Genomic DNA, 26,769 nt, shown 5'->3' with positions numbered 1-26,769 from the left:
ATTGTCACATCGGCCGCGCGACGGAGGGTAACGGAAGGCGCTGCGGCCGATACATATGGATGACATCTTAAGCGCGGGTTGGGGGCACATCGGACATGAGTAAGAGCGTGGAAATCGCGTCGACGGCGGACGATCTGAGAATTGCAGGATCACTGCGGTGGCTGCAAATCGCGGCGCCGTTCGGTCTGTCGCTTGTCGTGGGGACGATGCTTGGCGCGATGGCGGGCGCGTTTTCGTATACGAACGCCGTCGACCCCACTGCCGGCGACGGCCGCTACGTCGTCGCGCAGCTGACGGGTATCGCCATTGGTTTTGTGATCGGAATATTTTGGGCGCGACACACGGCACTGGCGCCGCCGCCGCCGGATCCCGTCAATCTGGGGATGACCATGCTGCGCAAGTATCATCGCAACGCGACTCGCTCGGGTGCGGACGCAGACGCGGCGCAGTATAAGATCGGTGCAGAGTTCGTCCGCTCGCTGCACAACAGCGGCTGAGCCGGACCACGAGAGGAGGCGCTGCTTGTACGAAGGCCCCGCGCCCAGCCGCGCGACGATCGATCGATTCAAGCAGGTGCCGGGACTTCACGGCCTCTTCGTGCTTTTCGTATCCGTGGCGCTGTCGATCCTCGGCGGCGCCATAGGTCTATTCATAGGCGCGTTTCCCTATTTCGTGGTAGGAACGGCGCACTACGCGCGCGTGGACTTGTTCTTCGCGCAGAGCATGATCGTCGGCGCGATGATCGGTCTGATCGTCGGCTGTGCCAACGGCACGCGTTGGTTCCACGCCAACGACGTTCCGGGCTGGTTGAACCGGAGATTGATCCGCTACATGCGCGGCGCGACGCCCGTGATGAGCGGCATCAATCAGCGCACGATCAGCGTCTCCTATTTGCAGCAATTGCGCGCGATGCAAGGCGACTGACGGCCTAAGGCATAATCGTGCGGCGATATCCAACCGCACGAGGAGAGCTCGCCGATGCTACGCCGCGGTCAAGTCAAATTATTTCGCCATAACTCGGCTGCGCTGCGTGACAACGCGCTCGGCGATCCGTTCGAACGCGATCTTTACTGCTATCTGCCGGCCGGCTACGAGACGGACGGCAAGTCCTACCCCGTCATCTATTTCTTGTCCGGCTATACCGGGTTCGGGCGTTTGCTGTTGAACGCGGACGCATTCGCCGAGTCCATGGACCAGCGGCTCGACCGGTTGATCGCAAGCGGTGCGATGCCGCCTTCGATCGTCGTGATGCCCGACTGCTTCACGAAGCTCGGCGGAAGCCAATACCTGAACTCCTCCGCGGTCGGGAAATACGAAACCTACATCATCGACGAACTCGTGCAATTCGTGGATGAACAACTGCGCACGTTGCGGAGCCGCGATCATCGCGCCGTGACCGGCAAATCGAGCGGGGGCTACGGCGCGATGCGTCTGGCGATGCGCCACCCCGATGTGTTCGGAGCTTTTGGATCGCACTCGGGCGACTGCTATTGGGAGTACTGCTTTCTCGCCGATTTTCCGAAGCTCGTGATGCAACTCGAAAAGCACGGGGGCGTAGCGGGTTTTCTCGCGGCGTTCGAAGCGCTGCCCAAGAAACCGCACGATACCACGATCATACTGATGATGCTGGCGATGGCCGCCTGCTACTCTCCGAACCCCGCATCGCCCTACGGATTCGATCTGCCGGTCGACGAGGCCACCGGCGAAATTCGAGCCGACGTCTGGGCGCGCTGGCTTGAAAACGATCCGATACGTATGGCGCCCCAGCATGCCGATGCGCTGCGTTCGATGAAGGCGATCTTCCTAGATGCCGGTCTCAGGGACGAATGGAATCTTCAACTGGGCGCGCGCATGATGTGCAAACGCTTCGATGCGATCGGCGTGCCGTACATCCACGAAGAGTACGACGACGGGCACATGGGCGTCGTCTACCGGTACGACCGGTCGCTGACGATTCTCGCCAACGCCATCGCCGTCTAGGGCGGGACCGTAAAGGTCCCGTCTACACCGATTCTATGGTTCGCGGGTATCCGACGAACGGGCGAAATGCAGCTGCAGGGTGATCGTCTTGGCCGGGGTGCCTACGGTCGCCGTCAATTTGCGTGTGATATCGCCCGAGAGCGGCACGAGCAGATGCGGCTCGTAGACAACGGCGCCGCTTGCCGAGATGCGCGCGTGCGTCGCATCCGAGATCGAGATCGACTGGACGATCTTAATCGTGACCGCCATGCCTTGTATCCCAGTCACGGCATATCGCGTACGCGCGTCGAGCGGCGGCCTGTGCTCGGTCACCGTCCATGCTACGCCGACAGATCCGAGAGTCTGCGGCGCGAACAGGGGCGCGAAAAACGGCAGAAGCTGCACCGCCGCGTCGCTCAACGCGCCGGGCGCGAAGTCGAGTTGTCCGGCGGGTTCGATCGTGCCGAGCGCGACTAACGCCGTGGGGTTCCGGGTCCAGCGCTGAGTTATCTTTACGCCGAGGGCGTTGTTGCGCACGGCCATAACGTCGACGGTCACGGTACCGTGGTCGCGGCTCCCCGTCGTCTCCGCTCCGCCGACACTGCGGGCGTAGGAGACATCGAACACGACTTCACGAAGCGCTGCGCTCTGACCAGCCGGCGCGGTCGCGGCGCCTGCCGGACGCTCGTCCGTCAGAAGCCCGCAGCATGTGAGCGCCGCCGCGAACGCGGCGGCGCAAAGCGCCGGCGATGTGGCCCGAGCGCTCATGGAGACGGGTCGCGCGAGTCGGAGACGCGCTGGAAATTCGCGACGGTCGTCACGTTGGTCACGGACGATGCACCGGAGCTTCTCGCGTGCAAGACGACCTTGCCGGAGACCGGCACGAGTACCGCGGGCTTATATTGCACGTCCGTCGTGATGGTTGTGTCGATCGCCGCCACGCTCTTGCTCGTCACCGTGCTTAGCTCGTGGATGTTGGCGATCGCACCGACTATGTCGCCGACCGAGTAGGTCGTCACGACGTCGGCGGCCTGTCCCTTCGCCGCGCGCGACCAGGCCACGCCGGAGTTCGCAGGCTGCCCCGCCATGACATCGGTGCCGAAGTATTCCAAGATGGAACGCGTGCATTCGTTCATCTGACCGTTGTTGAAGTTCACCGACCCATCGGACGCGACGTTGCCGAGATACGTGCCCGACGGCGTTGAACCGGTCCAGCGTTCGGAGACTCGCATGCCGAGCGCATTATCGCTGATCTGCATGATGTCGACCGTCACCGTTCCGCTGTCGGTTGCATTGTTGTTGGACTCGTTGAACGCCGGCGCTTGCACCGCTGCATTGTTGATAGGATTTAGGATCTGCCCGCCATAGGTCTCGCCCGAGACCTCCAGCCGGCGCGTGTACGAGACTTTATAGACGACTTCGCGAAGCGGCGTGGCCGGGGAAATCTGGCCGCCGGCGGCCGACGCTGGCGGCGCGGCTGCTGCGCCGGACATCGCGAGCGCAGCGACAACAGCGAGGAACATGACAAACCTCCTTGTGCCCAAGACTTACGGATCCTTCGTATCGCTGATGCGTTCGAAATGGAAGTTATGCGTCACCGTCTGATCCGCGGTGCCGTTCGAGCTTCTGACTCTCGTCGTCATGTCGCCAGAGATGGGCACGAGCCGCCCCGGACGATAGATGATCGTATCGGTTTCGGTCGTCGGGAACATCCCCATGCCGGAGCTAGTCATCGTGGCGTCGACGGAGATCGTCACATCGGCTCCGTTGATCTTCGTGATCGCGAAGTGATGCATGTAGTGCGTCTTGTCGGCGTCGCTCGTAAGCGTCCAATTCGTGCCGACCGTCATGTCGTGCGCGGTGACAAAACCAGAGGCCACGTACGGCAGGACCGCCGTCATCGCAACGCTGTACGTGCCGGACACGATGCTCAACGTTCCATCGGGTGCGACGTAGCCGACCGCGGAATATGGTTTGCCGCCAAGAGAATTCCAGGCCTCGGATGCGCGCACGGCGAGGATGTCGCCGCTCAACACTTGGAGGACGTCGACGGTCAGCTTTCCCTCATCCCAACCGCTGCTCGACCCGGTATCCGTGCCGCCGTAATCACTCGCCGTGCCGCGCGCGGTATCCGACTCCGCGATCTTGTACACGATCTCTCGCAGCGGTCCGGGTGCGGCGGTAGCCGCAGCTGCCGGTGCCGCGGTCGCTGCCGGCACCGGGCTTGCGTCAGCCAAAATCGCCGAAGTACTGCCGACGGCCAAAAGGACCGCGAGCGCGACGGAAAACATGGAGGGATAATCCTTTCGTCGGATCGGTCGAATCGTCCGACGAATTATTTGCCGGTCGGGGGGCGGTTACCGCTTCACGAATGGGACCGCGAAGAGGAGCTGCGCGGACTCGACGGAGATGGCCCCGGGACGGTCGATGAAGCGCACCAGTTCAATGACCACCCTCGAATGTTCGGTCGGAGCGGCCGCGCCGTAGAAGTCGAGCTGGCGCGACGCGTATGGATTGGCAGCCGCGTCGTAGCGGACGGCGAGATAGGAGTTGCGGGTCGGGCGGTACTTCAAATCGAGGAAGCCGCCGCTAAATCCGGTGACGGAACCGAAGCCGTCAGAATTCGCGTCCCGGCCCCAGAGCTGCTGGGCGGTGAGATCCCATCGATCGGATGTCCAATCAGCCTGGACGCCTTCCCGGCCGTAACCGTCCTGGTACGTGTTGCCGGTGCTTCGCGATGTGAAGCCGCGGTCGCCAAGCATGCCAAGCACGCCCAGCCTGAGGGCAGGGTCGAGCTGGAGCGTGGCGGTCCCGAATAGCTCGGGCTTTGCGAACGATTGCGCAAGATCGGAGGGCGGTGCGGGCGCGCCGTACGCGGCCCCGTGGTATTCGTCGAACGATATGGAAAGTTCGACGTCTTCGTGCTTGTTGAGCTCTCCGAACATCGCGCCCAGCCGCGGCGTCGTGAAGTTGGCGGCGCTGTGGCCCACCGATTCCGTATATGCGAGCGGAGCGGTGATCGTATCGTTGCGCTGCGTCGCTTGGACGATGGTGCCGAGATCGTAGAGGCCCAAGCGCACCGTTCTGCCTTGATCGTCGACGTGCTGACCAAATGCGAAGAACAGACTTCCGGCGGCTCCCTGGCTGCCAAAAAGATAGCGGGCGAAATACGAGTACTCATCGTTTCGACCGAAATTTGCCGTGCTGATCAACACCGCCAGATTATTGAAGCGTCGCGATTGCGACGGGAGAAGATCTTTTGTCCACGTGTTCTGAAAGCGAAGCGCAAAGGGGAACTCGTGGTGTGTCGTCGCCTTCGGCAGACGAAAGCCGGCTTTCCGAAACGCGTTGCCGAACGCGTTGAGGTCCGGCACCGCCGTGTGGCACTGCGCGCACGAGAAACCGTAGCGTTCAGCAAAAATGGGTACGGCCGAAGCCGGAAGCCGACAAGCCGCCAGGACGACTGCCGCAAGTACGGTCGCGCCGACTATGATGCGTGCGTTCACTGGACGATGATGACGCCGCGCATAGGCTCGGGGTAATGGAAATAGCAGCCGAAATAGTATGTGCCGGGGACGCTTGCCGTGAAGACTTGCGACGGCGTTCCGCCGGCAAGCGCGCCCGAGGACCACTTCAATTGCCCGAGATCGGTACCGCTTTGGTTCAGCGCCTGCTGGTTGAGCGGATTGCCGGGGGGAAAGCCGCTCTGCCCAACGCTCGACGCCGTGTGCGTGAAGTTGTCATCGTTGACGAACTGCACCGTAGAGCCCACGGAGACGATCAGCGGATTCGGACTATAGCCGGCGACGATGCCGTATTGCGATCCATGCGGAGCGAAATTCAATAAGCTGATGTGTATGATGACCGCACCGAGCGCGACGCCGCCGCCGGATCCGCCGGTGGCCGAGCCCGGTGTGCAACCGGCCGCCGCGATCACCGCCAGAAGCGCTGCGGCAAATCTCGCCTTGTACATGGTGCGATGGTACGGTCGCGTACTGAATTCATTGTGAAAACCCGCGCCTGGACAAAGCTTGAAAGGGTCGTGCGGGTTAGCGTCGCAAAGACGATCTGCGATGGGCAAGCAAGCGTATCCCTTTACAAAACACGATCACGGCAATGAGCTGCTCGAAAAAAGTGGGACCGCACTTTTGATCGGCCTCTGCCTCGAACAACAGGTCCACTCCGCAAAGGCCATGATCGGGCCTTACGAGCTGCAGAAGCGGATCGGCCATCTCGATGCTCGCAAGATCTCGCTGATGAAACCCGAGGCGCTCGAAAAAGTGTTTCGCGAAGAGTCCGCGATACATCGATTTCCAAGCATGATGGCGAAACGCGTGCAAAAACTCTGCGGCGTCATCGCCGACGAGTATGACAATCGCGGTGAGCGCGTGTGGACGGGCATCACGAAGGCGGAAGAACTCTACGGGCGATTTCTGGCGCTGCCGGGATTCGGCGAAGGCAAAGCTGCCGCAGCCGTTCGCATCCTCGCGACGTTCGGCGGCCACAGGACGACCGGCTGGGAGAAATATTCCTCGCCTGAAGACATGCCGTGGACGTACAAAGACGGCGTCATCGAACGACCCGCGGACTAGGATCCGCAGCGAGCGGCGAGAGCGAGGAGTGCCGCGGTCACTTGGTCCGGCCGCTGGAACGTGGGGATATGGCCGGCGCCTTCGAATTCGACGTAGACCGCTCCGGCTACGGCGGCCGCTAGTCCGACCGCCTCGTCGCGCCCGAGAATCGGATCGTTCACGCCGCGCATGACGACAGCCGGCACCTTGATCGACGCGAGTTGGGGCGTAGAATCCGGGCGCGTGGCAAGCGCGACGAGCGCATCGGCGAGCCCGCCGCTTGATGCGTCGGCCAACATCTTTTCGGCCGAGGCACGCGCCGCGGGGTATGCTGACAGCTCTTCATCGAGCGGCCGGCGCGTGCGTTCTATGAAGAACGAGCGCCCTTCTCGTATGATGCGCTCGGCGTCCTCGAGCCGCGCGGTTCTTCTATCCTTTGAATCGGGAATCGAGCGCGAATCGACGAGAGCCAAACCCTGCAAGAAGTCTGGCGCGGCGCGCATCAGGGCAAAGGCGAGATAACCTCCCAGCGAACAGCCCGCCACGATTGCCTTGGTCACCCCCAACCTCCCGAGGCCCGAGAGCAGGTCGGCCGCCCACGCATCGACGTGCGGCGGCGTCGCGGGCCATGCTGCGGCACCTCCGAAACCTGGCATGTCGGGGACGAGGACGCGGTGTGACGCGGCTAACACGTCGGCCTGTCCATCCCACATGCGACCGTCATATGGAAATGCATGAAGGAGCAGTATCGCAGGCCCACTGCCTTTGTCGCGGATCCGCCATTCGTATGGGTTTGCGAGCATCTAGTCGATCCTATCGAACGCGATGTTCCCGCATTCGCACGCTTCGATTTCGAACGACAGAGCGAACTCCTCGTGCTCACGAGCGCAGGCGGTACAGCGGTACGTTCCCGGACCGGCTAGTTGGCCCACAACGAAGCGCCGGTCGTCTGCCATAGCGAGTGTTTTTCCGACGCGTCACAAAAACACTTCCGCGCCAGTCGTAATGCCATGCAAGACGCGGTAGACAAGCTCATCCACTCGCTGTTGAACGACCGGTCGAAACCGACGTCCGATGCCTGGAATCGCTTCGGCGATCACGGCGAATCGGAGATGCGGTGCCCGCTCTTCAAGACCGATTCGATGTGCTCGGCCTGCTGCGAACATTTCACCCGCGATCTCTTCGACGGCGAGAGCGGAGGAACTGAAGCCGCATTCGATGATGCGTATACGCGCTTTCGTCTCACGGCGCGCCGCGAAGTGAGCCGCCCCGTCTTCCGCCACCTTGCGGCATACGCGTGCCGCCGCTGCCCCAACAATCCGATGCGCGGCGTGCCCGCGAACGAAGTCATCTCCGAAGACGAAGACTAAACCGCCGCTTCATCATCCGTTACTCCATGAAACTCGCCGGCGCGCGGGTTTCATGCGTTTTGGCGACGAACGCCGCCGCATGAACAATCCGAATGGGTCTTGCGACCTGTGAAGATCGCGAAGTGCGGCGGCGCGATCATGGCAGGCGCAATCATTCTCTTCGCGCACGCGCCGGCTCAGGCGTGGGGTTTGAAAGGCCACACCATGATCGGGCAGGCCGCGATGGCGCACCTTCCAGCTGACGTGCCTGCGTTTCTTCGCAGCGACGATGCGAAGAACGAGATCATCTACCTTCAGGCCGAGGAGGATCGGCTGAAGATCGGTACCGATGTGGATCACGCATGGGCGCGGGAGTGGAGCACGGATCATTATCTCGACGTCGACGACAACGGCATGGTGGGCGGCGCGCTCTCGCTCACCGCGCTGCCCGAGACTCGAGATTCTTACATAAAGGCGCTGTGGTCCGCCCCGAAGCCTACCGACGCGTACTCCGTCGGCTTCCTTCCATATGCGATCCTCGAGGGCTACGAGCAGGTTCGCGCCGATTTTGCACTCTGGCGAGTCGCGCCGGCCGACGAACGCGCGCGCCGGGCTTCGCTTACGATCCACGACATCGGAATATTCTCGCACTTCGTCGGCGACGGAAGCCAGCCGCTGCACGTCTCGGTGCATTTCAACGGCTGGGGTGACTATCCAAATCCGCAGAACTACTCGGAGAGCCACACATTTCACGAGGATTACGAAAGTCGCTTCGTCGACGCCAACGTGACGGTGGACCAGGTCACGCCGCTCGTCGGTCCGTCGCAGGTCTTACCCGACGTGCCGCTCGCCGCCATCGAGCACTACATCCTCGAGACAAACGCGCGCGTCGTACCGCTCTATGACCTTGCAAAACGCGGCGCCATGGATGGGAGCGGTCCGCCTGCGACTCGCGCGGAACTCGTATCGCTCACGTCCGATCAGCTCGCGGCCGCAGCGACGATGCTTGATTCGCTCATCGAAACAGCCTGGCGTTCGAGCGCATCCCTAAAATCGTAGTAAGGCGAGCAACGCTCGCCCATGTGCCCAAGCATGTCTGAAGGGGCCGACGCGAGTCGGCCCCTCTCTAATCGGTCAATCGGCGTTTAGAATGGTCGCGCGGTGGGACTCGTGTTCGGATGCGCGTTGTCGTATTGCTCGGCTTCGAGAAGCTGCTCGCGCGCTTGCTGAAGAAGCGTCATGGCTTGCGCGCGGTGTCCATTGTAGTCGTTCTGATCGTGCTGTAACTCATCGATCACGTGCTCCAGGTGGCGGCGCACTCGTCGGATGTTCCTCTCGCTGTTGTTTTCGTTGCGCCGCCAATCCGCTGGATGGCTCGGCGTGGGCCGGGGAAGCGGCTCCGGCGGAATAGGTGTCGAGATCGGCCCAGGCGGTCCGGCGACCGGTCCCGCATTGGCGAGGGCGGTGGTTCCAATCAATGCTGCCGTTGCTCCCATTGCGGCAGCCAGAAAATTCCTACGTTCCATAGGTATACTCGTTTCCTTTCGGTTTGGCTGGAGGGAAGGTCAGACGAAGTTGAGAGTGGGGAACCCGCTGCCCAAGACAGGCGCCGACGGCACACCGAGCCACCGCTCGAGTATCGTCGCGTACACCGAACGGAAATCGGTGTGCCACTTCAGGTTGCCGAAGTCGAGGTCCGTCAGGCTCGGATGGTCGCCGTAGAGACCACCTTTCACACCGCCGCCGACGATGAACATCGGCGCGGCCGTGCCGTGATCGGTGCCGCGATTCGCGTTCTCCGATACGCGCCGTCCGAATTCGGAGAACGTCATGGTGACCACGCGATCATCTGCGCCGTGCGCTGCCAGATCGGCGTAGAATGCTTTTATCCCGCCGGCGAACTGTTCGAGCAACGTGTCCTGGCGCTGCCGCTGATTGACGTGCGTATCGAACGACCCCAAGCTGACGTAAAAGACCTTTGTGCCTAAACCCGCATTGACGATCGCCGAGACCAAGTTCAAGCCTTGGCTGAACGGCGTCTTCGGGTAGTCGACCGCAGGCTTGTAACCTGCGATGAGCTGCGGGAGCTGTATGGATGCGGCATGCGCGTCGTGTTCCACGCCTTGCACGAGCGCGAGATAGGGGCTCTGAAACGCGTACGTCTCGCTCGCGCCATTGAGGATATTGTCTGCCTGACGTTGCTCGTCGCGCTTGCCCCGAAACGCGAAACCGCGTAGGTCGGCGATGGCGGGCACGTCGGTCTTGGCGGCGATCAGCAGCTGCGGCAAGATCGGGCCGATGGCGACGCCCTTGAAGAGATTGTTGGCCGGTAGGCCGGCTTCATCGAGATAGCGCCCAGCCCAACCATCGGGGACGTACTTATCCGGGGCGGCCGTTTGCCAGATCTCGGTGGAGCGGAAATGCGACAGGATGGGGTTCGGATAGTGAACGCCCTGCAGAATCGCGACGCGCTGCGCGTCGAAAAGTTCCTTGAGATCCGCCAGCTTCGGGTTGAGGCCGAGGTCACCGTTGAGCTTGACGACCTCTTCTTGGGCGACGCCGATGGTCGGGCGTACCTTGTAATAATTCGGGTCGGAGAACGGAATGAGCGTGTTCAGTCCGTCGTTGCCGCCTTGCAAGTTGACCACGACGAGGCTGCGTCCGGCGGCGGATCCGCCGATGGCGGCTGTTCCGGCCGCTCTCGCAGCACGGGCGAAGATCGAGTCGATCGCGAGGAAACCTGCGAACGCACCGACGCTTTGGACGATGAATTGCCGTCGCGATGCCATGTCTTCCGTTTCCTCGCTAAGCCAGCTGGTAAGGAGCGGTCGCCATTGCTAGACTCATCGCGCCGCGAACTTTTTCGTCAAGGTTCTCGCCGTTGAGCGTCACGAGATTACCGACACCGTCGGTTTGTAAGAAGCTCAGGATACTGCTGCGCTGTGACGCATTCGCGTCGTCCTGCAGCGCGATCCAAATTATCCGCTCGGCGATCGCGCCGGGGTCTGTCATGCTCGTGTTGCCGATCCATTCCATCGGCGTTGACATTGCCGGCATGGCCGGCGGCCCGCTTGCGGGCGATGCCGTCATGGCAGGTGACATGGCCGCGGTCATAGCCTGTCCGGCGGCGGGCGGCGTGGCATAGACCAACTGATTCGCAAAATTCAGGCGCGCGAGCTCCGTGCTCTGATTCATCCATTGCGCGCCGCCGGGCCAGCCGGCGACGTTCGGCGGACGCATCGGGATCTGCCCCATGGCCACGATGCCGCCCGCGAGTCGCGGCGTGAATTCGGTCGCGCCGACCAGTTTCATGGATCCGACGGCGAGCTCCAACGGGCTCTTGATGAGCGCGCGGTAGGCACGCGCCGAATAGAAGACGTTCGAACGAAGCAGCGCGTTCATGAGAACGCGCACGTTGTAGCCGCTCGAACGGAAGATATCCGCGGCCGCCGCGACGAGCGCGGGTTCCGGATCGTCGTAGACGAAATGACGGAGGAACTTGTGCGCGACGAACTGCGCGGCCACGGGCTGGCGCAACAGGATGTCGACGATGTCGTCGCCGGTGAAGTTGCCCGTCTGGCCGAGAAAAGTCTTTTGACCGTCGTCGTGCAGGCGCGGCACGAAGTGCGCTGTGTCGTCGCTGCGGTTCACGGTCCAACCAGTGAACGAGCGCGCGCTCTCGCGGACATCGTCTTCGGTGTAGTTGCCGACGCCGAGCGTAAAAAGTTCCATCAGTTCGCGCGCATAGTTCTCGTTTGGATGCCGTTTGTTGTTCTGCGCGCCGTTGAGATAGAAGAGCATCGCCGGGTCCTGCGATACTTGGTGCGTCAGGTCGCTGAAATTACCGAGCGCGTTTCGGCGGAAGAGCGCGTACTGGTTGACGAGCATCTGCGGCGTGACGCCGCCGTCGACCGAGCTCGTGAAGTGATTCGACCAGAAATACGTCATGCGCTCGAGCAGAGGATTGGGCGAAAGCAGCACGCGATTCAAGAACCACATCGTCATCGCGATGTTCGCTTGACGTTTCTGCTGCGGCGTCGTCATCGGCCCGTAGGAGAGATCGGCGTCCGGCGCCTGCGGCATCGGATCGCGACTGAAGTTGATCAAAGCATCGACCGCAGCGTTCATACCTGCGGCCGAAGCGGCGTCGATCTCCGTGGGAGAGCCCCCGAAGCCTGCGCGCCGGAGGAGGTGGGCGGCGAGCTTCGGGGTCCACGGGCCCGCGTAGGGCAAGAGCGCCGTGGCCGCATCCAAAGATCCGGCGGGCCGATATTGCGAACTGGCCGCTTGAACAGCGCTCATAGGTCTATTGTATCGATAGGCGGTGAGGAACTCTTGAGGCCGCCGTGAGAGTTGCGTGAGAATGGCAGCATACGGACCTGCGCGAAGGGCGCGCGCATGGCGTATGATGCGATTGTGATCGGTTCGGGCCACAATGGTCTTGTGGCTGCGGCATATCTCGCCCGCGCGGGCTGCAGCGTCTGCGTGCTAGAACGAAGCGATGTGATCGGCGGCGCCACGATCAGCGAGCATCCATGGCCCGGCTGGACGGTATCCACCGCATCGTATGTCTGCAGCCTCTTGCATCCGAAGGTCATCGCGGATCTCGACCTCGCTTCACATGGGTACGCCGCATATCGCAAACCCGCAGCCGCTTTCACGCCCCTGCTCGACGGCCGTTCGCTCCTTCTGACCCGTGACGCCGCCGCCAACGCCGCGGAAATCGCGATATTCTCTCAACGCGACCTCGACGGATTCCGTTGCCTCGAAGCCGAGCGAGATCGCCTTGGCGGATTGATCTTCGACGCGCTCGACGCCGACGCGCCCTCATTCGGGTCATTTGACCGCGCCACCCAAGCCACCATGCAGGGCTCTGTGGCCGACTTCGTCCGGCGCTACGTCGAAACGCCTGTGCTGCAGGCTGAGTGCGTCAACGACGGGTTGATCGGCACGTATGCGGGGCCTGAGACGCCGGGGACCGCATACGTGTTGGCACATCACAACGCCGGACGCGCCTTCGGCGTCCAGGGCGCCTGGGGATTCGTCCGCGGCGGCATGGGAGCGGTGTCGGCAGCGATCGCAAGCGCGGCGCGGGCAGCCGGCGCAGAAATCCGACACAGCGCGGCTGTCAGCCGGGTGCTCGTGCGTTCCGGCAGCGCGATCGGCGTCGCGCTTGACGACGGCACCGAAGTCAGCGCGCCCGTCGTGCTTTCGAACGCAGACCCGAAGACGACATTCTTGCGATTGACGCCGCGCGACGCCTTAGACGACGCGTTCGTCCGGCGCGTGGAGGACTGGTCGTCTACGGGCGTGGCGCTCAAGGTTAATCTCGCGCTCGGTGAACTTCCGAATTTCACGTGCCGGCCCGGATTGAATGCGCAACCGCATCACAGCGCTACGCTTCACGTCGCGGATTCTATCGAGTATCTGCAGGCGGCCTACGAGGATGCACGATCGGGAACCGTTTCACGCGCTCCGCTGATCGAGGGCTACATGCAGTCGCCCACGGACGAAAGCATCGCTCCAAAGGGCAAACAGCTGCTTTCGATCTTCGCGCAGTACTTTCCGTATGACCGCGGTGACGGTCCCTGGACAACGGCGATGGCCGAAGCCGCCGCCGATACGATCGTGGCGTCCCTCGCCAGATTCGCGCCCAACTTGCCCAACGCGATCGAAGCAAGGCAGATTCTCGCACCGCCGGATCTCGAACGACGCTTTGGATTGTCCGGCGGCCACATCTTTCACGGCGAACTTCTGCCAGGGCAGATCTTCGAAAATCGGTTTTCGACGCGAACGCCGCTGCGCGGCTTGTATCTCTGCGGTTCGGGCGCGCATCCTGGCGGCTGCGTTACCGGCGCGCCCGGCCTGCGCGCATCGCGCGCGGTGCTCGCCGACCTGGCTGTTCGTTCGTGACCGACTCCGCCTCCGACGACGTTTCGCGATTCGTCAAGGCGCTAGCCAACGAAACGCGTCTACGAATCGTCGGCGTCCTTTCGCTCGGCGCGCGCACACGCTCTGAACTTGCAGAAGTCCTACGGTTGAGACCCGATGCATTGAACCGACACCTCCGGCTATTGCGAGATGCCGGTCTGATACTCGATGACGAGACGAGCGGTAACGGCAAGCTGCAGCTCGAGATCGCGTGGCTGCGCTCAGGAAACGCGCTCAGCAACTCGGTCAAGCGGCCGGCGGAATCTCTCGCATCGCCGACGCTGTCGAGGCTAGAAGCGACGACGTTAGCCCCGTTCGTTCGCGATGGCCGGATTTCCAAGATTCCGGTCGGCGCAGAGAAACAGAAGCTGCTGATGCGATGGCTAGTCGAGCGCTTCGAAGAGAACCGAAGCTACGCCGAGCGCGAGGTCAATGCGATATTGAAAGAAGTGCATCCAGATTTCGCAGCGCTTCGTCGAATGCTGGTGGACTATCGCAACATGGCACGCGATCACGGAGTGTATAAACGGGTTGGGAATATTTGAAGCGGCCCGACGCTAGTCGGCCCGCGTTTCCCGGATTCGCATGATTCGGATAGCGCGCCGTCCGATGGGTTGGTATGCTGTCCGCATGTTGCAAGCGACACAGACCAAACTGCGTGTAGTCTCTATGCCTACAGAAACCGCCGATCGTGTGCGCGAGTCGCTACACGACGGCCATGGCAACACACTCCAGCCCGGTACCGATTACGGCAGCGGGCCATGCAGGCACTGCCTGCGTTATTCCAAGCCGGGCGAACCGTTGCTGCTCTTCTCGTATCGCCCTTTCGGGGAGCCGCGCCCATATCAAGAAGTAGGTCCAGTATTCATCCACGCCGAGCCATGCGCACGGTATGAATCGACTGACGCAATTCCAGAAGATTTTGCGAATCGGCCACTCGTCTTGCGGCCATACGATGCAAACGATAACATCGCGGACTCGCAGCGATACGCAGACGCCGGCGAAGCGGCGACTATCGCGCGCGAGCTGTTGGCGAACGAGGACGTCGCGTACGTTCACGCGCGCAGCCGATCGCACGGCTGCTATCTGTTCCGCATCGAACGCGGCAATGAGCGCCCAGGCGGACCGTAAAGGTCCGCCCCACACTCGGCGGACCGTAAAGGTCCGCCCCACACTCGGCGGACCGTAAAGGTCCGCCCTACATTGTGCTAGCCGCGGAGCATTTCGCGGGCGGCGTTCCAGCCCGACGCGCCCATCACGCCGCCGCCCGGATGCGCGGCCGCACCGCATAAGAAGAGCCCTTTGATCGGCGTGCGGTAGCCGGCGAAACCCGGCACCGGCCTGAACATGAACAATTGGTTCAGGCCCATCGATCCCTGGAAAATGTTGCCCCCGGTGAGATTGAACTTCTCCTCGAGATCCACCGGCGTCAGAATCTGCCGATCGAGCACGGACGCTTTGAAGCCGGGCGCGTGACGCTCGACGATGTCGAAGCAACGGTCCGCGAATTCGGCGCGCAGTTGCGACGTCCACGGTCCGTCCTTGAGCGCGTACGGCGCGTACTGGCAGAACATCGACATCAGGTGCCGGCCAGGCGGCGCGACGCTGGGATCAACTGCAGACGGGATTGTGCACTCCACGATCGGTTGTTGCGACATCTTGCCGTACTTCGCATCATCGTACGCGCGCTCGATGAAATCCTGATCGGGGCAGAGATGGATCGTGCCGCGATGCTGCGGTCCGGGCGCGGATCCGGGGCATGCGGTGAAATCGGGCAGCGATGCGAGCGCGACATTGATCTTCACCGATGCGCTGCTGTAATCGATGCGGTCGATCGCGGCAGCGAAATCGGCCGGCAGCATGTTCGAATCCAGCAACCGGGTGAACGTCACGCGGCAATCGACGTTGCTCGCCACGCGGCGCGAGCGGAACTCGTCGCCGTTCTTCAGCACGACGCCGGTCGCGGCGCCTCCGGCCGTCAGGATCTTTGCGACTTCGGTCTCCGTGCGAATCTCGACGCCCAGGTCTTTTGCCGCCCGCGACAGCGCTTGCGTCAGGCCGCCCATCCCGCCCTTGACGTAACTCCACACGCCGCGCTTGCCGTTCGTCTCGCCCATGACGTGGTGAAAGAGCACGTACGCCGTTCCCGGCATCGACGGCGAGGCGAACGCGCCGATGATCGCGTCGGTGGCGAGCGTCGCTTTGAGCTCTTCGGATTCAAACCAGCGGTCGAGGATCGGTCGAGCCGGGCCCGTCAGCACTTCGATCGCCTCGCTCATCGCGGGGCCCAGTTTCTGCATGGCGCGGCCCATCGGGGCCATGCGCAGGAGGTCCGACAGTCCAGGATGCGCCACGTTCGGCGGCTTGAGGATCAGCGTCGGTTCTACGACCGAAGCGACGCGTTCGAGCATCGCTTCGTACTTGGGAAAATTCTCGGCATCCTTCGCGCTGAACTTCGCGATCTCGCGCACGTTCATTGTATGGTCCGGACCGAGAAAGAGATGGCGGCCGTCTTCAAACGGCGAGAACGAGGACGGGTCGCGCTCCACGACGTCGAATCCGTAGTCTTTCAAGCGCAGATCTCGGATGATCTCGGGCCGGAAGAGGCTATTGACGTACGCGGCTGTCGAAACTTTGTATCCAGGAAAGATGTTCTCTTCGGTCACGCATGCGCCGCCGACGACGTAGCGTCGTTCGAGGACCAGTACCTTCCACTTTGCGCGAGCGAGATAGCACGCGGTGACCAATCCATTGTGGCCGCCGCCGATGATGATCGCGTCGTACGTCGAGGTCGAAGGCATCGTCGCTCCTAATGTAGATAATGTAGGGCGGACCTTTATGGTCCGCCGCGCCGACGATAGAATCGGCCACACAGTTTTCTGGCCGACCAAGCAGGTCGACTCGAACTCGTGCGCGTCGCACTTGAAGGAGCGGTTGGTCGACTCCTCGTCTGTCCGCGCGGCATCGAAGACTGAAGAGCATGCGGCAACCCGCGAAAGATTCGGCGATCGCATTGCGCGGTCGAATCGCGACAGCCAGCCTTATAAGTCGAAGACGCCGGTTTCGTCTCCGCCATTAGGCGCGAACCTCGAAGCGACAATCGTCGAATCGATGGTTGGTTCCGGTCTCCGGCCCGAAACACTTCGGGGCCAACGTGGGTATACGGAAGTATGATGTTGATGACGTTCTTCAGTCGCGCACGCCAACTTCTGGATCTTCCGCGGACGTATCGCGTTCTCACTCGGCTTTTCGTGGACGGGCGAGTTCCAAGCTGGCTCAAGTTCACGACGGTTGCCGCCGCATTCCTGATCATCTCGCCCTTGGACATCTTCAGCGATATCCCGTTCCTCGGACCGCTCGACGACATCGCGCTCTTGATGCTGCTTGCTCAGACGTTCATCTCGATGTGCCCGCGAGACGCCGTAGCAGACGCCAACGGCTTCGCGCGCTCGGCAGCCGTTATCAAGAACGTGACGCCGCAAGAATAATATGACTAGGGCCGACTGGCGTCGGCCCCTTCAATAAATCGCTCCTTCAATCACGTACGCTCGAAGAGGAACACCCGCTTCAGGGGGCTGCGGCTCTTGTAGGATTCCACGAAACGGAAGCCGTTCTCGTGGGCGAGGTTTAGCGCCGCTTCGACTTTGGCCGCGCTCGAAGTGAATATCTCTAAGGTCATGTAGCGCGGCGCGTTGTGGGGCGAGCTCTGCACGCCGGCCGTCGCGCGCTCGATCAGACGTCCGATGGCGGCGATGAGCGCTGACGATACCGGCTCGCCTGCGATGAACAACTTCGATCCAATGCGCTCGATCGGCAATCGCCCGGCGGATGGATCGATGAGTGCGAGTTCCCGGCGATCTTTCGAACGCACGATAGAAAATTTTAGATCGCGATACGAAACGTCGATCGCCTGACTGCCGTCCGGCAACGCGAGGCGATCTTGCTCGTGCAGTTGCGCGTCGTCCGACAGACCGCTGTTGAGTTCGGAAAGCTCTTCGGCTAAAACGTTCTGCACGATTCGCCATGCGTAGTCCGCACTTTCGCGCGGGCTTCGCGTCTGCGCGCCGTCATCCGAAAACTCTCTCATGCGGTCGCGAATATTCTGTCGCGTATCAGAGAGTGAGAGTTCGGCGCGCAATTCTTGAAGCACCGTTCAGCCTCCAGAGAAAAAAGAAACGTATTGCTCGACCAGAAGCGAGACGTCGAGGTTCTGCCATCGCCTGTCGCTATTCCTCGCGCCCACGAAACGTAATCTCCGAAAAATGTCAGAGTCGCGTACTGCTTGAAGGACGTCGATCATGCCCTCGCCTGGGACGTATCAGGAAGTGTTCCGCTACATCGCGTCGGGTCTTAGCGCCGCGTGGGCGTCTATCGGAATCGCCACCGCGATTGGCGCGGGTCTGGGCGAGGGACCGACTGTCACCGCAGTTTCCGGCTTGCTCGTCAACGTGCTGCTGTTCGCGGCCGCGGCACTTGCGTTCACCGGAGCTCGGCGGTGGCGTGTCGCGATTCTCACCATGGCGAGCCTCGTGACCGTGCAACGCATCAGCGTCGTCGTCGGCTTTGGCGGAGCGACTTTTACCATCATCGCGGCGCTGCTTGCTCTGATCGCGATTGCCGGCCCTACGCTTGTGGGGATCGTGCCAGCGCGTCGCTGAGATCCGATGCAGTGGTGACCCGCGCGAAGCACGCTGTACCGCGACACAGATACGCAACTGGCGATGAATCGGCAAGCGCTGAGTGCCCTAACCGCTCGAGCCGTTCCGATTCGGTGATAGGATCCACTGGAATCACGGAAATAGCGGGCCATGTCGTGGAAAGCGCGGCGCGGCGAAGCCTCGCGGCTTCGAGCGGTGCGCCGACGATGACCACGCTGACCGGCGGCTCGATTGCGTCCATAACGGCCGAGCCATACAGAGCGGCGAAGACGCCATAGCGCCGGTAGTCCCGCTCGAAGCGACCGAGGATTTCGCGTGCCCGGTCGGCCATGGCTGGCTGGGCTGCCGCGGCTGCATACGCAAGCAGCGACCGCGCCATGAGCGCGTTCTCGTTGAAGGGCACGGCGACGTCGCTCAAGCGGCCTGGCGCGCCCTCGGATGAGAGCCGGTCGGCGTAGCCCCGGCTCTCGTCATACAGCGCGTCGCTGGCAGCGATGAGCCGACCCGCTCGCTCAAGCCATAGTCCCTCGCCGGTCGCGGCATGCGCTGCGAGCGCCGCGGCGATAGACCAGGCCTGGTCGCCGAGGAGCCCGCGCACGTGCGGCTCACCATCGGAATAGCGGCACATCAGGCCTTCGCGCAGCAAGCGCGACCACAGCGTCTCCAAGATCGCCAAGCCGCGAGCGGTCCAATCGTCGAATTCGCCTGCTGCTCCGCCCAGCAACGGCGCAGAGAGAAGAAGCGACCGTGCGGTCTCGGCATTCCAAGACGTGAAGATCGTACGGTCTACGTACGGCGCAACGCGATTCAACCGTCCGGCCGCGTCGAGTTGGAAGTATGATTCGTCGGCATCCTGGCTTCCGCCATACGCACCCGCTTCAGCTTGCCACAGCGAAGCGTCGAGATAACGCTTGACATCGCGCGCGACGAGGCCGAGATCGTCGGCCGCGAACGCCGCACCGGCGCGAGAGCACGCGAGCACGAGTCCGCCGAGGTCTTCGAGCATCTTCTCGAAGTGCGGCACGCTGAAGTCCCGCGTGGTGGAGTAACGGAAGAATCCGCCTTCCACGTGGTCGTACATGCCGCCGCCTGCCATACCGCGCAGCGTCGCAAGAGTCATCCGCTCGTCGCGCGAGTCGCGCGTGCGCGCCCAATGGTCGAGCATGAAGTGCAGCGTGCTCGTCTGCGGGAACTTCTGCTCGTCGCCAAACCCGCCGAACTCTTGATCGAACTGCTCTTCGAGTTGTCCGAGGACGGTTTCGGCGGTCCGGTTGTCGAGCGTGCCCATCGCCGCTTCGCCGTCGATCGATCTACCGCGCGCTCTTTCATCCTTGACGCGCCGGGTCTGCTCAGCCAATTCGAGACGGTTATCGGGCTCCGAAAAGAAGCGATCGATCTGACCGAGCAAACGGAGCATCGCATCGGGCGGGATATACGTTCCGCCGTGGACGATCTCGCCGTCAGGCGTCAACACCGCCGTCGTCGGCCAACCGCCCATGTTGTAGCGAGCGTTCACATCCGGGCGGCGATCATTGTCGACGCGGGTGGGGATAAACCGCTCGTTCAACAACCGGATCACCGCATCGGTCGAATATGTCGTCTCGTCCATGACGTGGCACCAGTGGCACCATACGGCGGAAATCGCGAGGACGACCGGTTTCCCGGTGGCCTCTGACTCTCGAAACGGGCCGTCGCCCCACTCGCGCCAATTGATCTCGGACGCTCGATTAGGACGCGGGGAAAAATGCAGGTCGCTCACCGTCGACGCGCTTACACGCCGTTCGTAGAGTCGCCTTCGCTCGGCACATCGGGCGCCGTAGGCATAAGAACAACGCGATTAGGAAGAGCCCGGCATTTGCGCGAACGGGCTGCGCGCTATGCAATCGTTTGCGTGCCGTTCCCTCGGCGACGCATCTATCAGCGTGGAATTGGGGACGAGCCGCGATCCGGAACTCGCGCTCCAAGCCGCACGCCTGGCGGACTCCCTTTCGGCGTGGTTGGGTTCGCGATCGCTGGATGTCGTGTCCGGCTACTGCTCCGTCCTCATCCGCTTCGATCCGCTCGTCATCGGGCCGGCCGAACAGCTGCGCGCGGTCACGGATGCGCTTGCCGCATGCGCCGCCGAATTGGAGACTGGGAGCGCTCGCGAGCAGCGGCCCCCGCGCAACCATACCGTTCGCGTCTGCTTCGGCGGTGAGCACGGCGTCGACTTCGAGCGCACGGCGCACGACTTGGGAATGCGGGAGACGCGCATGCGCGACATGCTGTGCGGGGCGGACTACCGCGTCGCGTTCCTGGGGTTTCTGGCGGGATTTCCGTACCTGTCCGGCCTGCCGCCGGCGCTGCACGGCGTCGAACGGCTCACGCGACCGCGACCTCGGGTTCCCGCGGGGAGCGTGGCGATCGCCGCCGGCCAATGCGGGATCTATCCGCGGGCGTCGGCCGGCGGCTGGCGCCTCCTTGGACGCACAAACGCGGTGCTTTTCGAACCGGCACACGAACCGCCGACGCTCTTCCAGCCGCTCGATCGTATCCGGTTCGAGCCGGTCTCCGATCTGCGAAGCGCAGGCGTGACGACAGCATGAGCACATTTCGCAAACGCACCGTTCGTATTGTCGATCCGGGCGTGTTGAGCACAGTCCAAGATCTGGGTCGCCGCGGCGCAGGCCGCCTCGGCGTTTCTCCGGGCGGCTCAGCAGATTGGTATTCCAGCCGTGCGGCCAACCGGCTCGTCGGCAATCCGGATTCTGCCGCGCTGATCGAAACCACGCTCTCAGGAGCGTCGTTCGCGCTCTCCGACGATGTCTGGATAGCGGTCACCGGTGCCTCCGCGCCCTTGGCGGTCGGCGGGCGCGTCTGCGAGCAATGGCGGGCACTGCGCGGCCGTGCCGGCGAGCGCGTGGTCGTCGGAGCTGCGCGGCGCGGCCTGCGCTCGTACGTCGCATTCGACGGCGGCGTGATCGCGCCGCCGCTCTTGGGGAGCGCGAGCACCGATGTCACGTCGGGGTTCGGGGGTCGGATTTTCGGACGCGGAGACGAATTTTCGCTCGGCGCTGCGATCGACACGAATCCTGGGGCGCGCATCGAGCCGATCGTATGGCAAGCGGAGACCGTGCTGCGGACTGCATGGCGGGCCGCGTCATCCTTCGTCGACCCGCTTTTCAGCAGTTCGTTTCAGGTCACCGATAGATCATCGCGTCAAGCAGTGTCGCTCGAAGGGGAGGCGACACTCGCCGGGATGCGCGCCGACCGGCCGTCGGCGGGCGTGTGCGCGGGCTGCGTTCAGGTCACTGCTGACGGAACACCGATCGTGCTGCTATGCGAGCATCAAACGACCGGCGGTTATGAGATCGCCGCGGTCGTAGCGACGGCCGACCTTCCTCGTGCCGCACAGCTGCGCCCCGGAGACCGCGTACGCTTCGAGGCGATAGATATAGAAGAAGCGGGTGGTGCACTTGAGGAGCGGCGCCGCGCGCTCGATGCCGCGAGCCAGTCCCTCGCCGGCCCTAACGACGGCAGCGCCGTGCTCGCCGCAGGATTCTTCGAAGGCGCGGAATCGTGATGGCCGCGCGGACGATCGATCTCAACTGCGACGTCGGGGAGCTGCCTGGATCCGAGGGCCGCATCGCGGACCTCGATCTCATCGCTCTCGTCAGCTCGGTGAACATCGCGTGCGGCGCTCACGCGGGTGACGAAACGATCATGCGAGCGACCATCAGCGCGGCCCTGGCAAGCGGCGCTGTCATCGGCGCGCACCCATCGTACGTCGATCGAGAAGGTTTTGGCAGGCGCTCGTATGCGCAGGATGCCGGCTCTGCCGCTCAAGCTCTTCGGGCACAAGTCGAAACGCTGCGCGCGATCGCGGCCTCGCTCGGCGCGCACGTCGCACACGTGAAGCCTCACGGTGCGCTGTACAACGACGCGGCCGCCGATCCGGACCTTGCCGCGGCGCTCGCAGGCGCCGTCCGAGAGGTAGATCCGTCGCTCGTGCTGGTCGGTTTGGCCGGCGGTGCATTGCTGCAAGCCGGTCATGCCGCCGGGCTGCGCGTCGCCGCCGAAGGCTTTTGCGATCGGGCATACGAGCAAGACGGCTCGCTGCGCTCTCGGGCTTTGCCCGATTCCGTCTTCACCGATCCGGATTTCGCGGCCCGACAAGCCGTGACGCTCGCGCTCCGCGGCGACATCGCCACGCTGTGCATCCACGGCGATGAACCGACGGCCGTCGCGGCCGCTCGAGCGGTGCGCGCCGCGCTGACGCGCTCAGGTGTTTCGATCGTTTGTCCGTGGGCGCGGAAGACGACGGTATGATGGGCGGGAACGAAATCCGCAATAAGCTCGTGGCGCTCGTCGATGCCATCGCGCTGACGATGCCTGACATCGAGATCGTCAAATGCATGGTCATTCGCGAGCGCGGAGCCTGGGTCGTGCGCGTCGTCGTGGATCGCGAGGGCGGCGTCTCGATCGATCTCTGCGAAGACCTTAATCGGCGGCTGGCGCAACGAATCGATGAGATGGGGCAAGAGGCGCCCGAGTACCAGATCGAGGTCGAATCAGCCGGCCTCGAGCGCCCGCTCTTGACGCCCGCGCATTATCGCCGTTTCGCAGGCAAACAAGCGAAGGTCGTGACGTCGCAACCGCTTGCCAATCGCGTGGAATTCACCGGACCGATCATCGCTGCCGACGATACTGCGGCGGTCATCGACGACCCGCACGCCGGCGCAACGCCGATACCGTACGCGATCATCAAACATGCCCGCCTCGTCTATGACCCGCGCTCCGACCTGAAGAAATCCCGCTCCTCGTAGTGGGGCAAGCATCGCTTGCCCAGTCACGGAAACGTCGCGTGAGGGTTAGGTCCAGTACGCGAGCAGCGCGGACTGAAACGCGCGTTGGTCGGTCCAGGCGGATGCGACGAGCCGCTCCGCGGTGCCGGTCGGCGCGTTCGTGCGAACGCGGATAAAGGCGGCTGCTAGAAGCGGCGCAACCGACTTCACGATGACCGGTAATTTCGAATGGTCGGCGCTTGCGAACTGGCCGCTCACTAACCGCGCCGCGCCCGCCGCAGCGGATGCGACGTCGGCCGAGCGGTCGTACGCCGCTCGACGGAGTCCGTTGACGATCTTCTCCAAATCCGCGATCGGCGCGAGCGTGATCTCGGCGGCGCGGGAACGCAACGGCCGACCGGCGCTCATGGCTGAGATCGGCGTTTCTTCGGTCTCGAGCACGGCCGGAGTGAGAATTCGCGGCGCGGGTCCGCGGCCGCGCGTCCGGTTGCGCCACGTCGCGTGGAGGAAGAGCATGCAGCACGTCGTCGTCAGCCATTCGATGTTGTTCGACGGCTGGCGCGCGCGCGTCGGCTGCGAGCCCAACAAGGCAGACGCGAGCCGAAAGCTCAGGACGCGCTGTCCTTCAATGCCAAGGCGATCGGGGAGTCCGCTCAGAGCGCGCAGCGCGTCGGTGGCCGCTGCGAAGAACGAGGCGATGCCCGACTCGACGTATGCAACGACGCGGGTGGTGGGCACGTCGCTCACATTTGCGGCGCACGCGTAGAAGCACAACTCGTCGATGGCGCAGCGGGTGCCGACGCGGAGTCGTACTTCCAGGAGCTGGCGAAAGCGTTTGAAGTCGAGGGCGGAGACTTCGGTGAGTTTCGCCGAAGCAGCTTTGCTGTGCCGCAAGAGACCCGCATCCACGAACTGTTCCCACGTGTGCGCGTCGGCCTCGTATCCGGCGGTCGCGAGCCGCTCCAACGCTTCGGCAAGCGTCAGCGCCCGGGTCGGCTGCTGGCCGATCGAAGGACGAAGCTCGATAACGTGGGCCATGGTGGATCAGTACTCGTTGTACGCCGAGTAGGTCAGCGTTCCGGTGGTCATGGTCGTCGCCGATTGCACTGAGTCGTACTTGAATGCCGACGACGGCCCGCCGCCGATCAGAACGTTCGATCCATCCGCAGCGCCGGTGAGCGTCGTCGATCCGCCCAAGTACACCGATCCCGCCGATGAGTACACGGTGCCGATCTGACTCGGTGTTCCAGTGGGTTCCAGGTCGAGCGCGTATGGGGCGGCGCCGCAGGGACTAAACGTTGTAGGGTCGGAGCCGAGGACGAGCAGCAGAGAATTCTGACCCGGCGCCGCGTTGTAGTTGCCCGTGCCCGTCACCGCCATCACGCCGCTGACGACGAAGACATTCTGGCCCTGATTGGCGTTCGCGATCACACCCGAGCCGGAAACGCAGACGTTGCCGTTCACGTATACGTAAGAACCCTGAGTTATCGTGATGGTGCCTTTGGTCAGCTGGATGTCGCCGTTGACGTAGGTGTTGCCGGCTATCGCTCCACCTGAACCGCTGCTCAAGGATGCCCCGGTCACTTGCGAGCCGGCCTGCGCGAGTGATCGCGCATTCTGCGCCGCCTGCTGTACTTCTATTTGCGTGGGAAACTTGATCGCCGCGCCGCCGGAGGTCCCCCCCGGAATTTGGTTCGTGCCGACAGCAGAGGTCGCTCCTTGCACCGTGCTCGGCGTGCCCGGGACGTTGATGTTGCCGTCAGCGTTGACGTTCGCGTCGCCCGGGCTCAGCGGATCCTGCATGATGGGCTCGGGTGCGAGATCGTTCACGTCGTTCTGCGAATTGATCGCGCCGGCGGGCAGCGTGAGCGGGGGTGACGGATCGGCAATCGCCTCGATATACACTTTGCGGCCGCCCTGGAAGGACGATTCGCCGTAGATATATGCGGAATTCGCCGGCACCGTGATCAACGTGCCGGTCTCGGGGTCGGGAACCTGGGGCGTGCCCTTGTTGCCGAGGTTATTGAGCTCGACGCAGCCCGAATAGGGTTTGGCGTTAAGCGTGCCGTTCACGCAATTTCCGCTCGGGTAGTTCGGGTTTTCGGCAAGTTCATTCAGCGCGAGGTTCGCGCCCGCTTCTGCGCTGTTCAGCACGCGATACTTGACGCCCAGGGCCTGCGCGCTGGTCTGCGCGTTAAAGGCGCCGTAGGCGACGATCAGCGCGACGATGATGAGCAGCGCCACCAAGATGACGACGATGAGCATGACCACGCCGCGTTGCGACGTTCGAACAACGTCAGTTGCGCGCATACGTGTTGCCATACATCGTGAGTTCGGTCTGATCGCCGCGGTTCACACCCGCGCTCATCTGCAAAGCGACAATGCCGTTGGCAGGCGTGACACCCACCAAGAGTTTGCGGACGTCGCCCGCGGCTACGTCCGGCGACGAGATCAGGAGCGCTGTCGTCACAGCCCAGGTCGCGTCAGCAGTCTTGAATTGCGGCACACCGTTCAAAATATTTGAGACAACGGGCTCGAATGACCGCATCAGGTCCATGCCGATTCCCGATGAACTCGGCGCTAACCAATAGACGGTGTAACCGGTCCAGCTCGCCTGACCCGAATTTTGTCCCCCGGTTAAGAAGAACTGCGACGAATCGTTTCCCGCGATCGCGACAGCTTGCGTCTGCGTGGGTGGTCCGACCTGTTGACTGCAGGCGACGATAGGAAGAGTCGTGCAGTTAAATACGCCATTGACATCGCTCTGGCGCGCGTCGCGCTGGACTTTGTACAACGCCAGTGCAGCCGAATTGACTTCGTCCACCTGCGATTGCATCTGCGCCGGCGCCCGCATGACCGCCGGAATGACCGCAGCGATCGTGGTCAGCAGCATGCCGAAGAGCACCGCCACCGTGAGGATCTCGGCGAGCGTGAATCCGCGCGCGTGTCGCGCGCTACGATACTTGCTTGGTCGCATACGACTCCACCTGATACAATCGATTCGCGCTGCCCTCGTTCCATGTCACAGAAACAGTGCAGTCCTCCAGTCGCGTAAATCCGGCAACGGGCAGGCAATTTCCGGTGATCGTGAAGTTTCCGGGCGAGGCGTTCTTCACACCGTTGCCGGTGACGGAAACGCCGCCGTCGATCGGGATGACGGGCGGCTGCGGCATGGGCGTTCCCTGTTCGACGGAACTTCGTATCGCATCCATGTATTGTTGACCGGCGCTCACCGCTTGAACGAACTGATCATCGTGGCTCGTCGTCTGGAAAGAGCCGGGGATGATCGAATAGAACGCCGCGAGCGCTATCGCGAAAATCGTGATGCCGAGGAGCGCCTCTAATATCGTGAAGCCGCGAGCGCCCGATGAACGAATAGCCATTTACCAGATCCAGCAGTGCCATGTACCGACGGCGAAGTACAAAAATGTCGCCTTGGTAAACTAATACCCAAGTTGTAGTGACGTGGGTCACTCGCTCCCTGCGAACGAGCGTTCGATTTGGTTAACTTCGCCGC

General features: G+C 62.9%; 32 protein-coding genes. 15 read left to right on the top strand and 17 right to left on the bottom strand.

Annotated features, from left to right (window positions below; translation table 11 throughout):
• The first annotated feature begins 95 nt into the window (after positions 1-95).
• From VKT51_07565 to VKT51_07555, 3 genes are read left to right on the top strand one after another with little or no spacing between them, the layout of a single operon-like run.
• A complete protein-coding gene (locus tag VKT51_07565; protein HLJ84009.1) occupies positions 96-497 on the top strand; it encodes a hypothetical protein in 402 nt (133 codons plus the stop codon).
• A gap of 25 nt (positions 498-522) precedes the next feature.
• Entirely contained in the window at positions 523-924 is a 402-nt protein-coding gene (locus VKT51_07560) for a hypothetical protein (protein ID HLJ84008.1), read from the top strand.
• Between the two features lie 54 nt (positions 925-978).
• Complete coding sequence (locus VKT51_07555) at positions 979-1,980, top strand: alpha/beta hydrolase-fold protein (GenBank protein HLJ84007.1); 1,002 nt, start codon at positions 979-981, stop codon at positions 1,978-1,980.
• Between the two features lie 33 nt (positions 1,981-2,013).
• Here VKT51_07555 and VKT51_07550 read toward each other — a convergent pair whose 3' ends face one another.
• The 5 genes from VKT51_07550 to VKT51_07530 form a co-directional block, all read right to left on the bottom strand.
• Complete coding sequence (locus tag VKT51_07550; protein ID HLJ84006.1) at positions 2,014-2,727, bottom strand: hypothetical protein; 714 nt, start codon at positions 2,725-2,727, stop codon at positions 2,014-2,016.
• Positions 2,724-3,482, bottom strand: coding sequence for a hypothetical protein (locus VKT51_07545; protein ID HLJ84005.1), 759 nt, complete (start codon positions 3,480-3,482; stop codon positions 2,724-2,726). Before VKT51_07545 ends, VKT51_07550 begins: the two co-directional genes overlap by 4 nt.
• Positions 3,483-3,506: 24 nt before the next feature.
• Entirely contained in the window at positions 3,507-4,250 is a 744-nt protein-coding gene (locus VKT51_07540; GenBank protein HLJ84004.1) for a hypothetical protein, read from the bottom strand.
• 66 nt (positions 4,251-4,316) lie between these two features.
• A complete protein-coding gene (locus tag VKT51_07535; protein ID HLJ84003.1) occupies positions 4,317-5,465 on the bottom strand; it encodes a hypothetical protein in 1,149 nt (382 codons plus the stop codon).
• The gene (locus VKT51_07530) at positions 5,462-5,932 is read right to left on the bottom strand and encodes a plastocyanin/azurin family copper-binding protein (GenBank protein HLJ84002.1); all 471 of its coding nucleotides are present in this window, start codon (positions 5,930-5,932) and stop codon (positions 5,462-5,464) included. Before VKT51_07530 ends, VKT51_07535 begins: the two co-directional genes overlap by 4 nt.
• A 100-nt stretch (positions 5,933-6,032) precedes the next feature.
• Between VKT51_07530 and VKT51_07525 the strand changes: the two genes are divergently transcribed.
• The gene (locus tag VKT51_07525) at positions 6,033-6,551 is read left to right on the top strand and encodes a hypothetical protein (GenBank protein ID HLJ84001.1); all 519 of its coding nucleotides are present in this window, start codon (positions 6,033-6,035) and stop codon (positions 6,549-6,551) included.
• Here VKT51_07525 and VKT51_07520 read toward each other — a convergent pair.
• Positions 6,548-7,333, bottom strand: a complete 786-nt coding sequence (locus tag VKT51_07520) for an alpha/beta hydrolase (protein ID HLJ84000.1) — start codon at positions 7,331-7,333, stop codon at positions 6,548-6,550. The two genes, VKT51_07525 and VKT51_07520, sit on opposite strands and share 4 nt — an antisense overlap.
• Positions 7,334-7,486, bottom strand: coding sequence for a hypothetical protein (locus tag VKT51_07515; GenBank protein HLJ83999.1), 153 nt, complete (start codon positions 7,484-7,486; stop codon positions 7,334-7,336).
• A 54-nt stretch (positions 7,487-7,540) separates the two neighbouring features.
• Here VKT51_07515 and VKT51_07510 point away from each other — a divergent pair, with 54 nt between their 5' ends.
• Both VKT51_07510 and VKT51_07505 read left to right on the top strand, forming a co-directional pair.
• Positions 7,541-7,900 carry a hypothetical protein gene (locus VKT51_07510; protein ID HLJ83998.1) on the top strand — a complete coding sequence of 120 codons (360 nt, stop codon included), beginning with the start codon at positions 7,541-7,543 and terminating at the stop codon, positions 7,898-7,900.
• Between the two features lie 138 nt (positions 7,901-8,038).
• Positions 8,039-8,938, top strand: coding sequence for a hypothetical protein (locus VKT51_07505; GenBank protein HLJ83997.1), 900 nt, complete (start codon positions 8,039-8,041; stop codon positions 8,936-8,938).
• A gap of 86 nt (positions 8,939-9,024) precedes the next feature.
• On the opposite strand, the gene VKT51_07500 is transcribed toward VKT51_07505, so the two are convergent.
• The 3 genes from VKT51_07500 to VKT51_07490 are packed head-to-tail and all read right to left on the bottom strand — an operon-like array spanning position 9,025 to position 12,181.
• Complete coding sequence (locus VKT51_07500) at positions 9,025-9,405, bottom strand: twin-arginine translocation signal domain-containing protein (protein ID HLJ83996.1); 381 nt, start codon at positions 9,403-9,405, stop codon at positions 9,025-9,027.
• A 39-nt stretch (positions 9,406-9,444) separates the two neighbouring features.
• Positions 9,445-10,668: a DUF1501 domain-containing protein gene (locus VKT51_07495; protein HLJ83995.1), complete on the bottom strand. Its 1,224-nt coding sequence runs from the start codon at positions 10,666-10,668 to the stop codon at positions 9,445-9,447.
• Positions 10,669-10,684: 16 nt separating this feature from the next.
• Positions 10,685-12,181 (bottom strand): DUF1800 domain-containing protein, encoded by a 1,497-nt coding sequence (locus VKT51_07490; protein ID HLJ83994.1) that lies wholly within the window; start codon positions 12,179-12,181, stop codon positions 10,685-10,687.
• 96 nt (positions 12,182-12,277) lie between these two features.
• On the opposite strand from VKT51_07490, the gene VKT51_07485 reads away from it, so the two are divergent.
• From VKT51_07485 to VKT51_07475, 3 genes are read left to right on the top strand one after another with little or no spacing between them, the layout of a single operon-like run.
• The gene (locus VKT51_07485) at positions 12,278-13,792 is read left to right on the top strand and encodes an NAD(P)/FAD-dependent oxidoreductase (protein HLJ83993.1); all 1,515 of its coding nucleotides are present in this window, start codon (positions 12,278-12,280) and stop codon (positions 13,790-13,792) included.
• Positions 13,789-14,355: a DUF2087 domain-containing protein gene (locus VKT51_07480; GenBank protein ID HLJ83992.1), complete on the top strand. Its 567-nt coding sequence runs from the start codon at positions 13,789-13,791 to the stop codon at positions 14,353-14,355. Before VKT51_07485 ends, VKT51_07480 begins: the two co-directional genes overlap by 4 nt.
• 40 nt (positions 14,356-14,395) lie before the next feature.
• Positions 14,396-14,941, top strand: coding sequence for a DUF1203 domain-containing protein (locus tag VKT51_07475; protein HLJ83991.1), 546 nt, complete (start codon positions 14,396-14,398; stop codon positions 14,939-14,941).
• 77 nt (positions 14,942-15,018) lie between these two features.
• Here the strand turns inward: VKT51_07475 and VKT51_07470 are convergent, their stop codons facing one another.
• Positions 15,019-16,611 carry an NAD(P)/FAD-dependent oxidoreductase gene (locus tag VKT51_07470; protein ID HLJ83990.1) on the bottom strand — a complete coding sequence of 531 codons (1,593 nt, stop codon included), beginning with the start codon at positions 16,609-16,611 and terminating at the stop codon, positions 15,019-15,021.
• A gap of 378 nt (positions 16,612-16,989) precedes the next feature.
• Between VKT51_07470 and VKT51_07465 the strand changes: the two genes are divergently transcribed.
• Positions 16,990-17,298 carry a YkvA family protein gene (locus VKT51_07465; GenBank protein ID HLJ83989.1) on the top strand — a complete coding sequence of 103 codons (309 nt, stop codon included), beginning with the start codon at positions 16,990-16,992 and terminating at the stop codon, positions 17,296-17,298.
• A gap of 50 nt (positions 17,299-17,348) precedes the next feature.
• Here VKT51_07465 and VKT51_07460 read toward each other — a convergent pair whose 3' ends face one another.
• The gene (locus VKT51_07460; GenBank protein HLJ83988.1) at positions 17,349-17,897 is read right to left on the bottom strand and encodes a hypothetical protein; all 549 of its coding nucleotides are present in this window, start codon (positions 17,895-17,897) and stop codon (positions 17,349-17,351) included.
• 211 nt (positions 17,898-18,108) lie between these two features.
• Between VKT51_07460 and VKT51_07455 the strand changes: the two genes are divergently transcribed.
• Positions 18,109-18,468, top strand: a complete 360-nt coding sequence (locus VKT51_07455; protein HLJ83987.1) for a hypothetical protein — start codon at positions 18,109-18,111, stop codon at positions 18,466-18,468.
• On the opposite strand, the gene VKT51_07450 is transcribed toward VKT51_07455, so the two are convergent.
• Positions 18,434-20,227 carry a DUF255 domain-containing protein gene (locus VKT51_07450; GenBank protein ID HLJ83986.1) on the bottom strand — a complete coding sequence of 598 codons (1,794 nt, stop codon included), beginning with the start codon at positions 20,225-20,227 and terminating at the stop codon, positions 18,434-18,436. The two genes, VKT51_07455 and VKT51_07450, sit on opposite strands and share 35 nt — an antisense overlap.
• A 118-nt stretch (positions 20,228-20,345) precedes the next feature.
• Here VKT51_07450 and VKT51_07445 point away from each other — a divergent pair, with 118 nt between their 5' ends.
• Genes VKT51_07445 through VKT51_07430 form a run of 4 tightly spaced genes read left to right on the top strand, consistent with a single transcriptional unit; the run spans position 20,346 to position 23,273 of the window.
• Complete coding sequence (locus tag VKT51_07445; GenBank protein HLJ83985.1) at positions 20,346-21,053, top strand: allophanate hydrolase subunit 1; 708 nt, start codon at positions 20,346-20,348, stop codon at positions 21,051-21,053.
• Entirely contained in the window at positions 21,050-22,030 is a 981-nt protein-coding gene (locus tag VKT51_07440) for a biotin-dependent carboxyltransferase family protein (GenBank protein ID HLJ83984.1), read from the top strand. Before VKT51_07445 ends, VKT51_07440 begins: the two co-directional genes overlap by 4 nt.
• Positions 22,030-22,776, top strand: coding sequence for a 5-oxoprolinase subunit PxpA (locus VKT51_07435; GenBank protein HLJ83983.1), 747 nt, complete (start codon positions 22,030-22,032; stop codon positions 22,774-22,776). Before VKT51_07440 ends, VKT51_07435 begins: the two co-directional genes overlap by 1 nt.
• Entirely contained in the window at positions 22,776-23,273 is a 498-nt protein-coding gene (locus tag VKT51_07430) for a hypothetical protein (protein ID HLJ83982.1), read from the top strand. Before VKT51_07435 ends, VKT51_07430 begins: the two co-directional genes overlap by 1 nt.
• 45 nt (positions 23,274-23,318) lie before the next feature.
• Here the strand turns inward: VKT51_07430 and VKT51_07425 are convergent, their stop codons facing one another.
• From VKT51_07425 to VKT51_07410, 4 genes are read right to left on the bottom strand one after another with little or no spacing between them, the layout of a single operon-like run.
• Positions 23,319-24,290 carry a hypothetical protein gene (locus VKT51_07425; protein ID HLJ83981.1) on the bottom strand — a complete coding sequence of 324 codons (972 nt, stop codon included), beginning with the start codon at positions 24,288-24,290 and terminating at the stop codon, positions 23,319-23,321.
• Between the two features lie 6 nt (positions 24,291-24,296).
• Positions 24,297-25,562 carry a hypothetical protein gene (locus VKT51_07420; GenBank protein HLJ83980.1) on the bottom strand — a complete coding sequence of 422 codons (1,266 nt, stop codon included), beginning with the start codon at positions 25,560-25,562 and terminating at the stop codon, positions 24,297-24,299.
• Entirely contained in the window at positions 25,549-26,229 is a 681-nt protein-coding gene (locus tag VKT51_07415; protein HLJ83979.1) for a hypothetical protein, read from the bottom strand. The genes VKT51_07420 and VKT51_07415 overlap by 14 nt, the downstream gene beginning before the upstream one ends.
• Positions 26,207-26,635, bottom strand: a complete 429-nt coding sequence (locus VKT51_07410) for a prepilin-type N-terminal cleavage/methylation domain-containing protein (protein HLJ83978.1) — start codon at positions 26,633-26,635, stop codon at positions 26,207-26,209. The genes VKT51_07415 and VKT51_07410 overlap by 23 nt, the downstream gene beginning before the upstream one ends.
• Positions 26,636-26,769 lie beyond the last annotated feature (134 nt).

The sequence above is a fragment of the Candidatus Eremiobacteraceae bacterium genome, from assembly GCA_035295225.1.
In the GTDB taxonomy this organism is placed as follows: domain Bacteria; phylum Vulcanimicrobiota; class Vulcanimicrobiia; order Eremiobacterales; family Eremiobacteraceae; genus JABCYQ01.
The sequence above is the reverse complement of the archived record's forward strand: the minus strand, read 5'-3'. Positions and strand labels throughout refer to the sequence as shown.

Coding starts and splice junctions, on each gene's coding strand:
- VKT51_07565 (HLJ84009.1), top strand. CDS start 96: ATGAGTAAGAGCGTGGAAATCGCGTCGACGGCGGACGATCTGAGAATT.
- VKT51_07555 (HLJ84007.1), top strand. CDS start 979: ATGCTACGCCGCGGTCAAGTCAAATTATTTCGCCATAACTCGGCTGCG.
- VKT51_07550 (HLJ84006.1), bottom strand. CDS start 2,727: ATGAGCGCTCGGGCCACATCGCCGGCGCTTTGCGCCGCCGCGTTCGCG.
- VKT51_07545 (HLJ84005.1), bottom strand. CDS start 3,482: ATGTTCCTCGCTGTTGTCGCTGCGCTCGCGATGTCCGGCGCAGCAGCC.
- VKT51_07540 (HLJ84004.1), bottom strand. CDS start 4,250: ATGTTTTCCGTCGCGCTCGCGGTCCTTTTGGCCGTCGGCAGTACTTCG.
- VKT51_07530 (HLJ84002.1), bottom strand. CDS start 5,932: ATGTACAAGGCGAGATTTGCCGCAGCGCTTCTGGCGGTGATCGCGGCG.
- VKT51_07525 (HLJ84001.1), top strand. CDS start 6,033: ATGGGCAAGCAAGCGTATCCCTTTACAAAACACGATCACGGCAATGAG.
- VKT51_07520 (HLJ84000.1), bottom strand. CDS start 7,333: ATGCTCGCAAACCCATACGAATGGCGGATCCGCGACAAAGGCAGTGGG.
- VKT51_07515 (HLJ83999.1), bottom strand. CDS start 7,486: ATGGCAGACGACCGGCGCTTCGTTGTGGGCCAACTAGCCGGTCCGGGA.
- VKT51_07510 (HLJ83998.1), top strand. CDS start 7,541: ATGCAAGACGCGGTAGACAAGCTCATCCACTCGCTGTTGAACGACCGG.
- VKT51_07505 (HLJ83997.1), top strand. CDS start 8,039: ATGGCAGGCGCAATCATTCTCTTCGCGCACGCGCCGGCTCAGGCGTGG.
- VKT51_07500 (HLJ83996.1), bottom strand. CDS start 9,405: ATGGAACGTAGGAATTTTCTGGCTGCCGCAATGGGAGCAACGGCAGCA.
- VKT51_07495 (HLJ83995.1), bottom strand. CDS start 10,668: ATGGCATCGCGACGGCAATTCATCGTCCAAAGCGTCGGTGCGTTCGCA.
- VKT51_07490 (HLJ83994.1), bottom strand. CDS start 12,181: ATGAGCGCTGTTCAAGCGGCCAGTTCGCAATATCGGCCCGCCGGATCT.
- VKT51_07485 (HLJ83993.1), top strand. CDS start 12,278: ATGGCGTATGATGCGATTGTGATCGGTTCGGGCCACAATGGTCTTGTG.
- VKT51_07475 (HLJ83991.1), top strand. CDS start 14,396: ATGATTCGGATAGCGCGCCGTCCGATGGGTTGGTATGCTGTCCGCATG.
- VKT51_07470 (HLJ83990.1), bottom strand. CDS start 16,611: ATGCCTTCGACCTCGACGTACGACGCGATCATCATCGGCGGCGGCCAC.
- VKT51_07465 (HLJ83989.1), top strand. CDS start 16,990: ATGACGTTCTTCAGTCGCGCACGCCAACTTCTGGATCTTCCGCGGACG.
- VKT51_07460 (HLJ83988.1), bottom strand. CDS start 17,897: ATGAGAGAGTTTTCGGATGACGGCGCGCAGACGCGAAGCCCGCGCGAA.
- VKT51_07455 (HLJ83987.1), top strand. CDS start 18,109: ATGCCCTCGCCTGGGACGTATCAGGAAGTGTTCCGCTACATCGCGTCG.
- VKT51_07445 (HLJ83985.1), top strand. CDS start 20,346: ATGCAATCGTTTGCGTGCCGTTCCCTCGGCGACGCATCTATCAGCGTG.
- VKT51_07440 (HLJ83984.1), top strand. CDS start 21,050: ATGAGCACATTTCGCAAACGCACCGTTCGTATTGTCGATCCGGGCGTG.
- VKT51_07435 (HLJ83983.1), top strand. CDS start 22,030: ATGGCCGCGCGGACGATCGATCTCAACTGCGACGTCGGGGAGCTGCCT.
- VKT51_07430 (HLJ83982.1), top strand. CDS start 22,776: ATGGGCGGGAACGAAATCCGCAATAAGCTCGTGGCGCTCGTCGATGCC.
- VKT51_07425 (HLJ83981.1), bottom strand. CDS start 24,290: ATGGCCCACGTTATCGAGCTTCGTCCTTCGATCGGCCAGCAGCCGACC.
- VKT51_07420 (HLJ83980.1), bottom strand. CDS start 25,562: ATGCGCGCAACTGACGTTGTTCGAACGTCGCAACGCGGCGTGGTCATG.
- VKT51_07415 (HLJ83979.1), bottom strand. CDS start 26,229: ATGCGACCAAGCAAGTATCGTAGCGCGCGACACGCGCGCGGATTCACG.
- VKT51_07410 (HLJ83978.1), bottom strand. CDS start 26,635: ATGGCTATTCGTTCATCGGGCGCTCGCGGCTTCACGATATTAGAGGCG.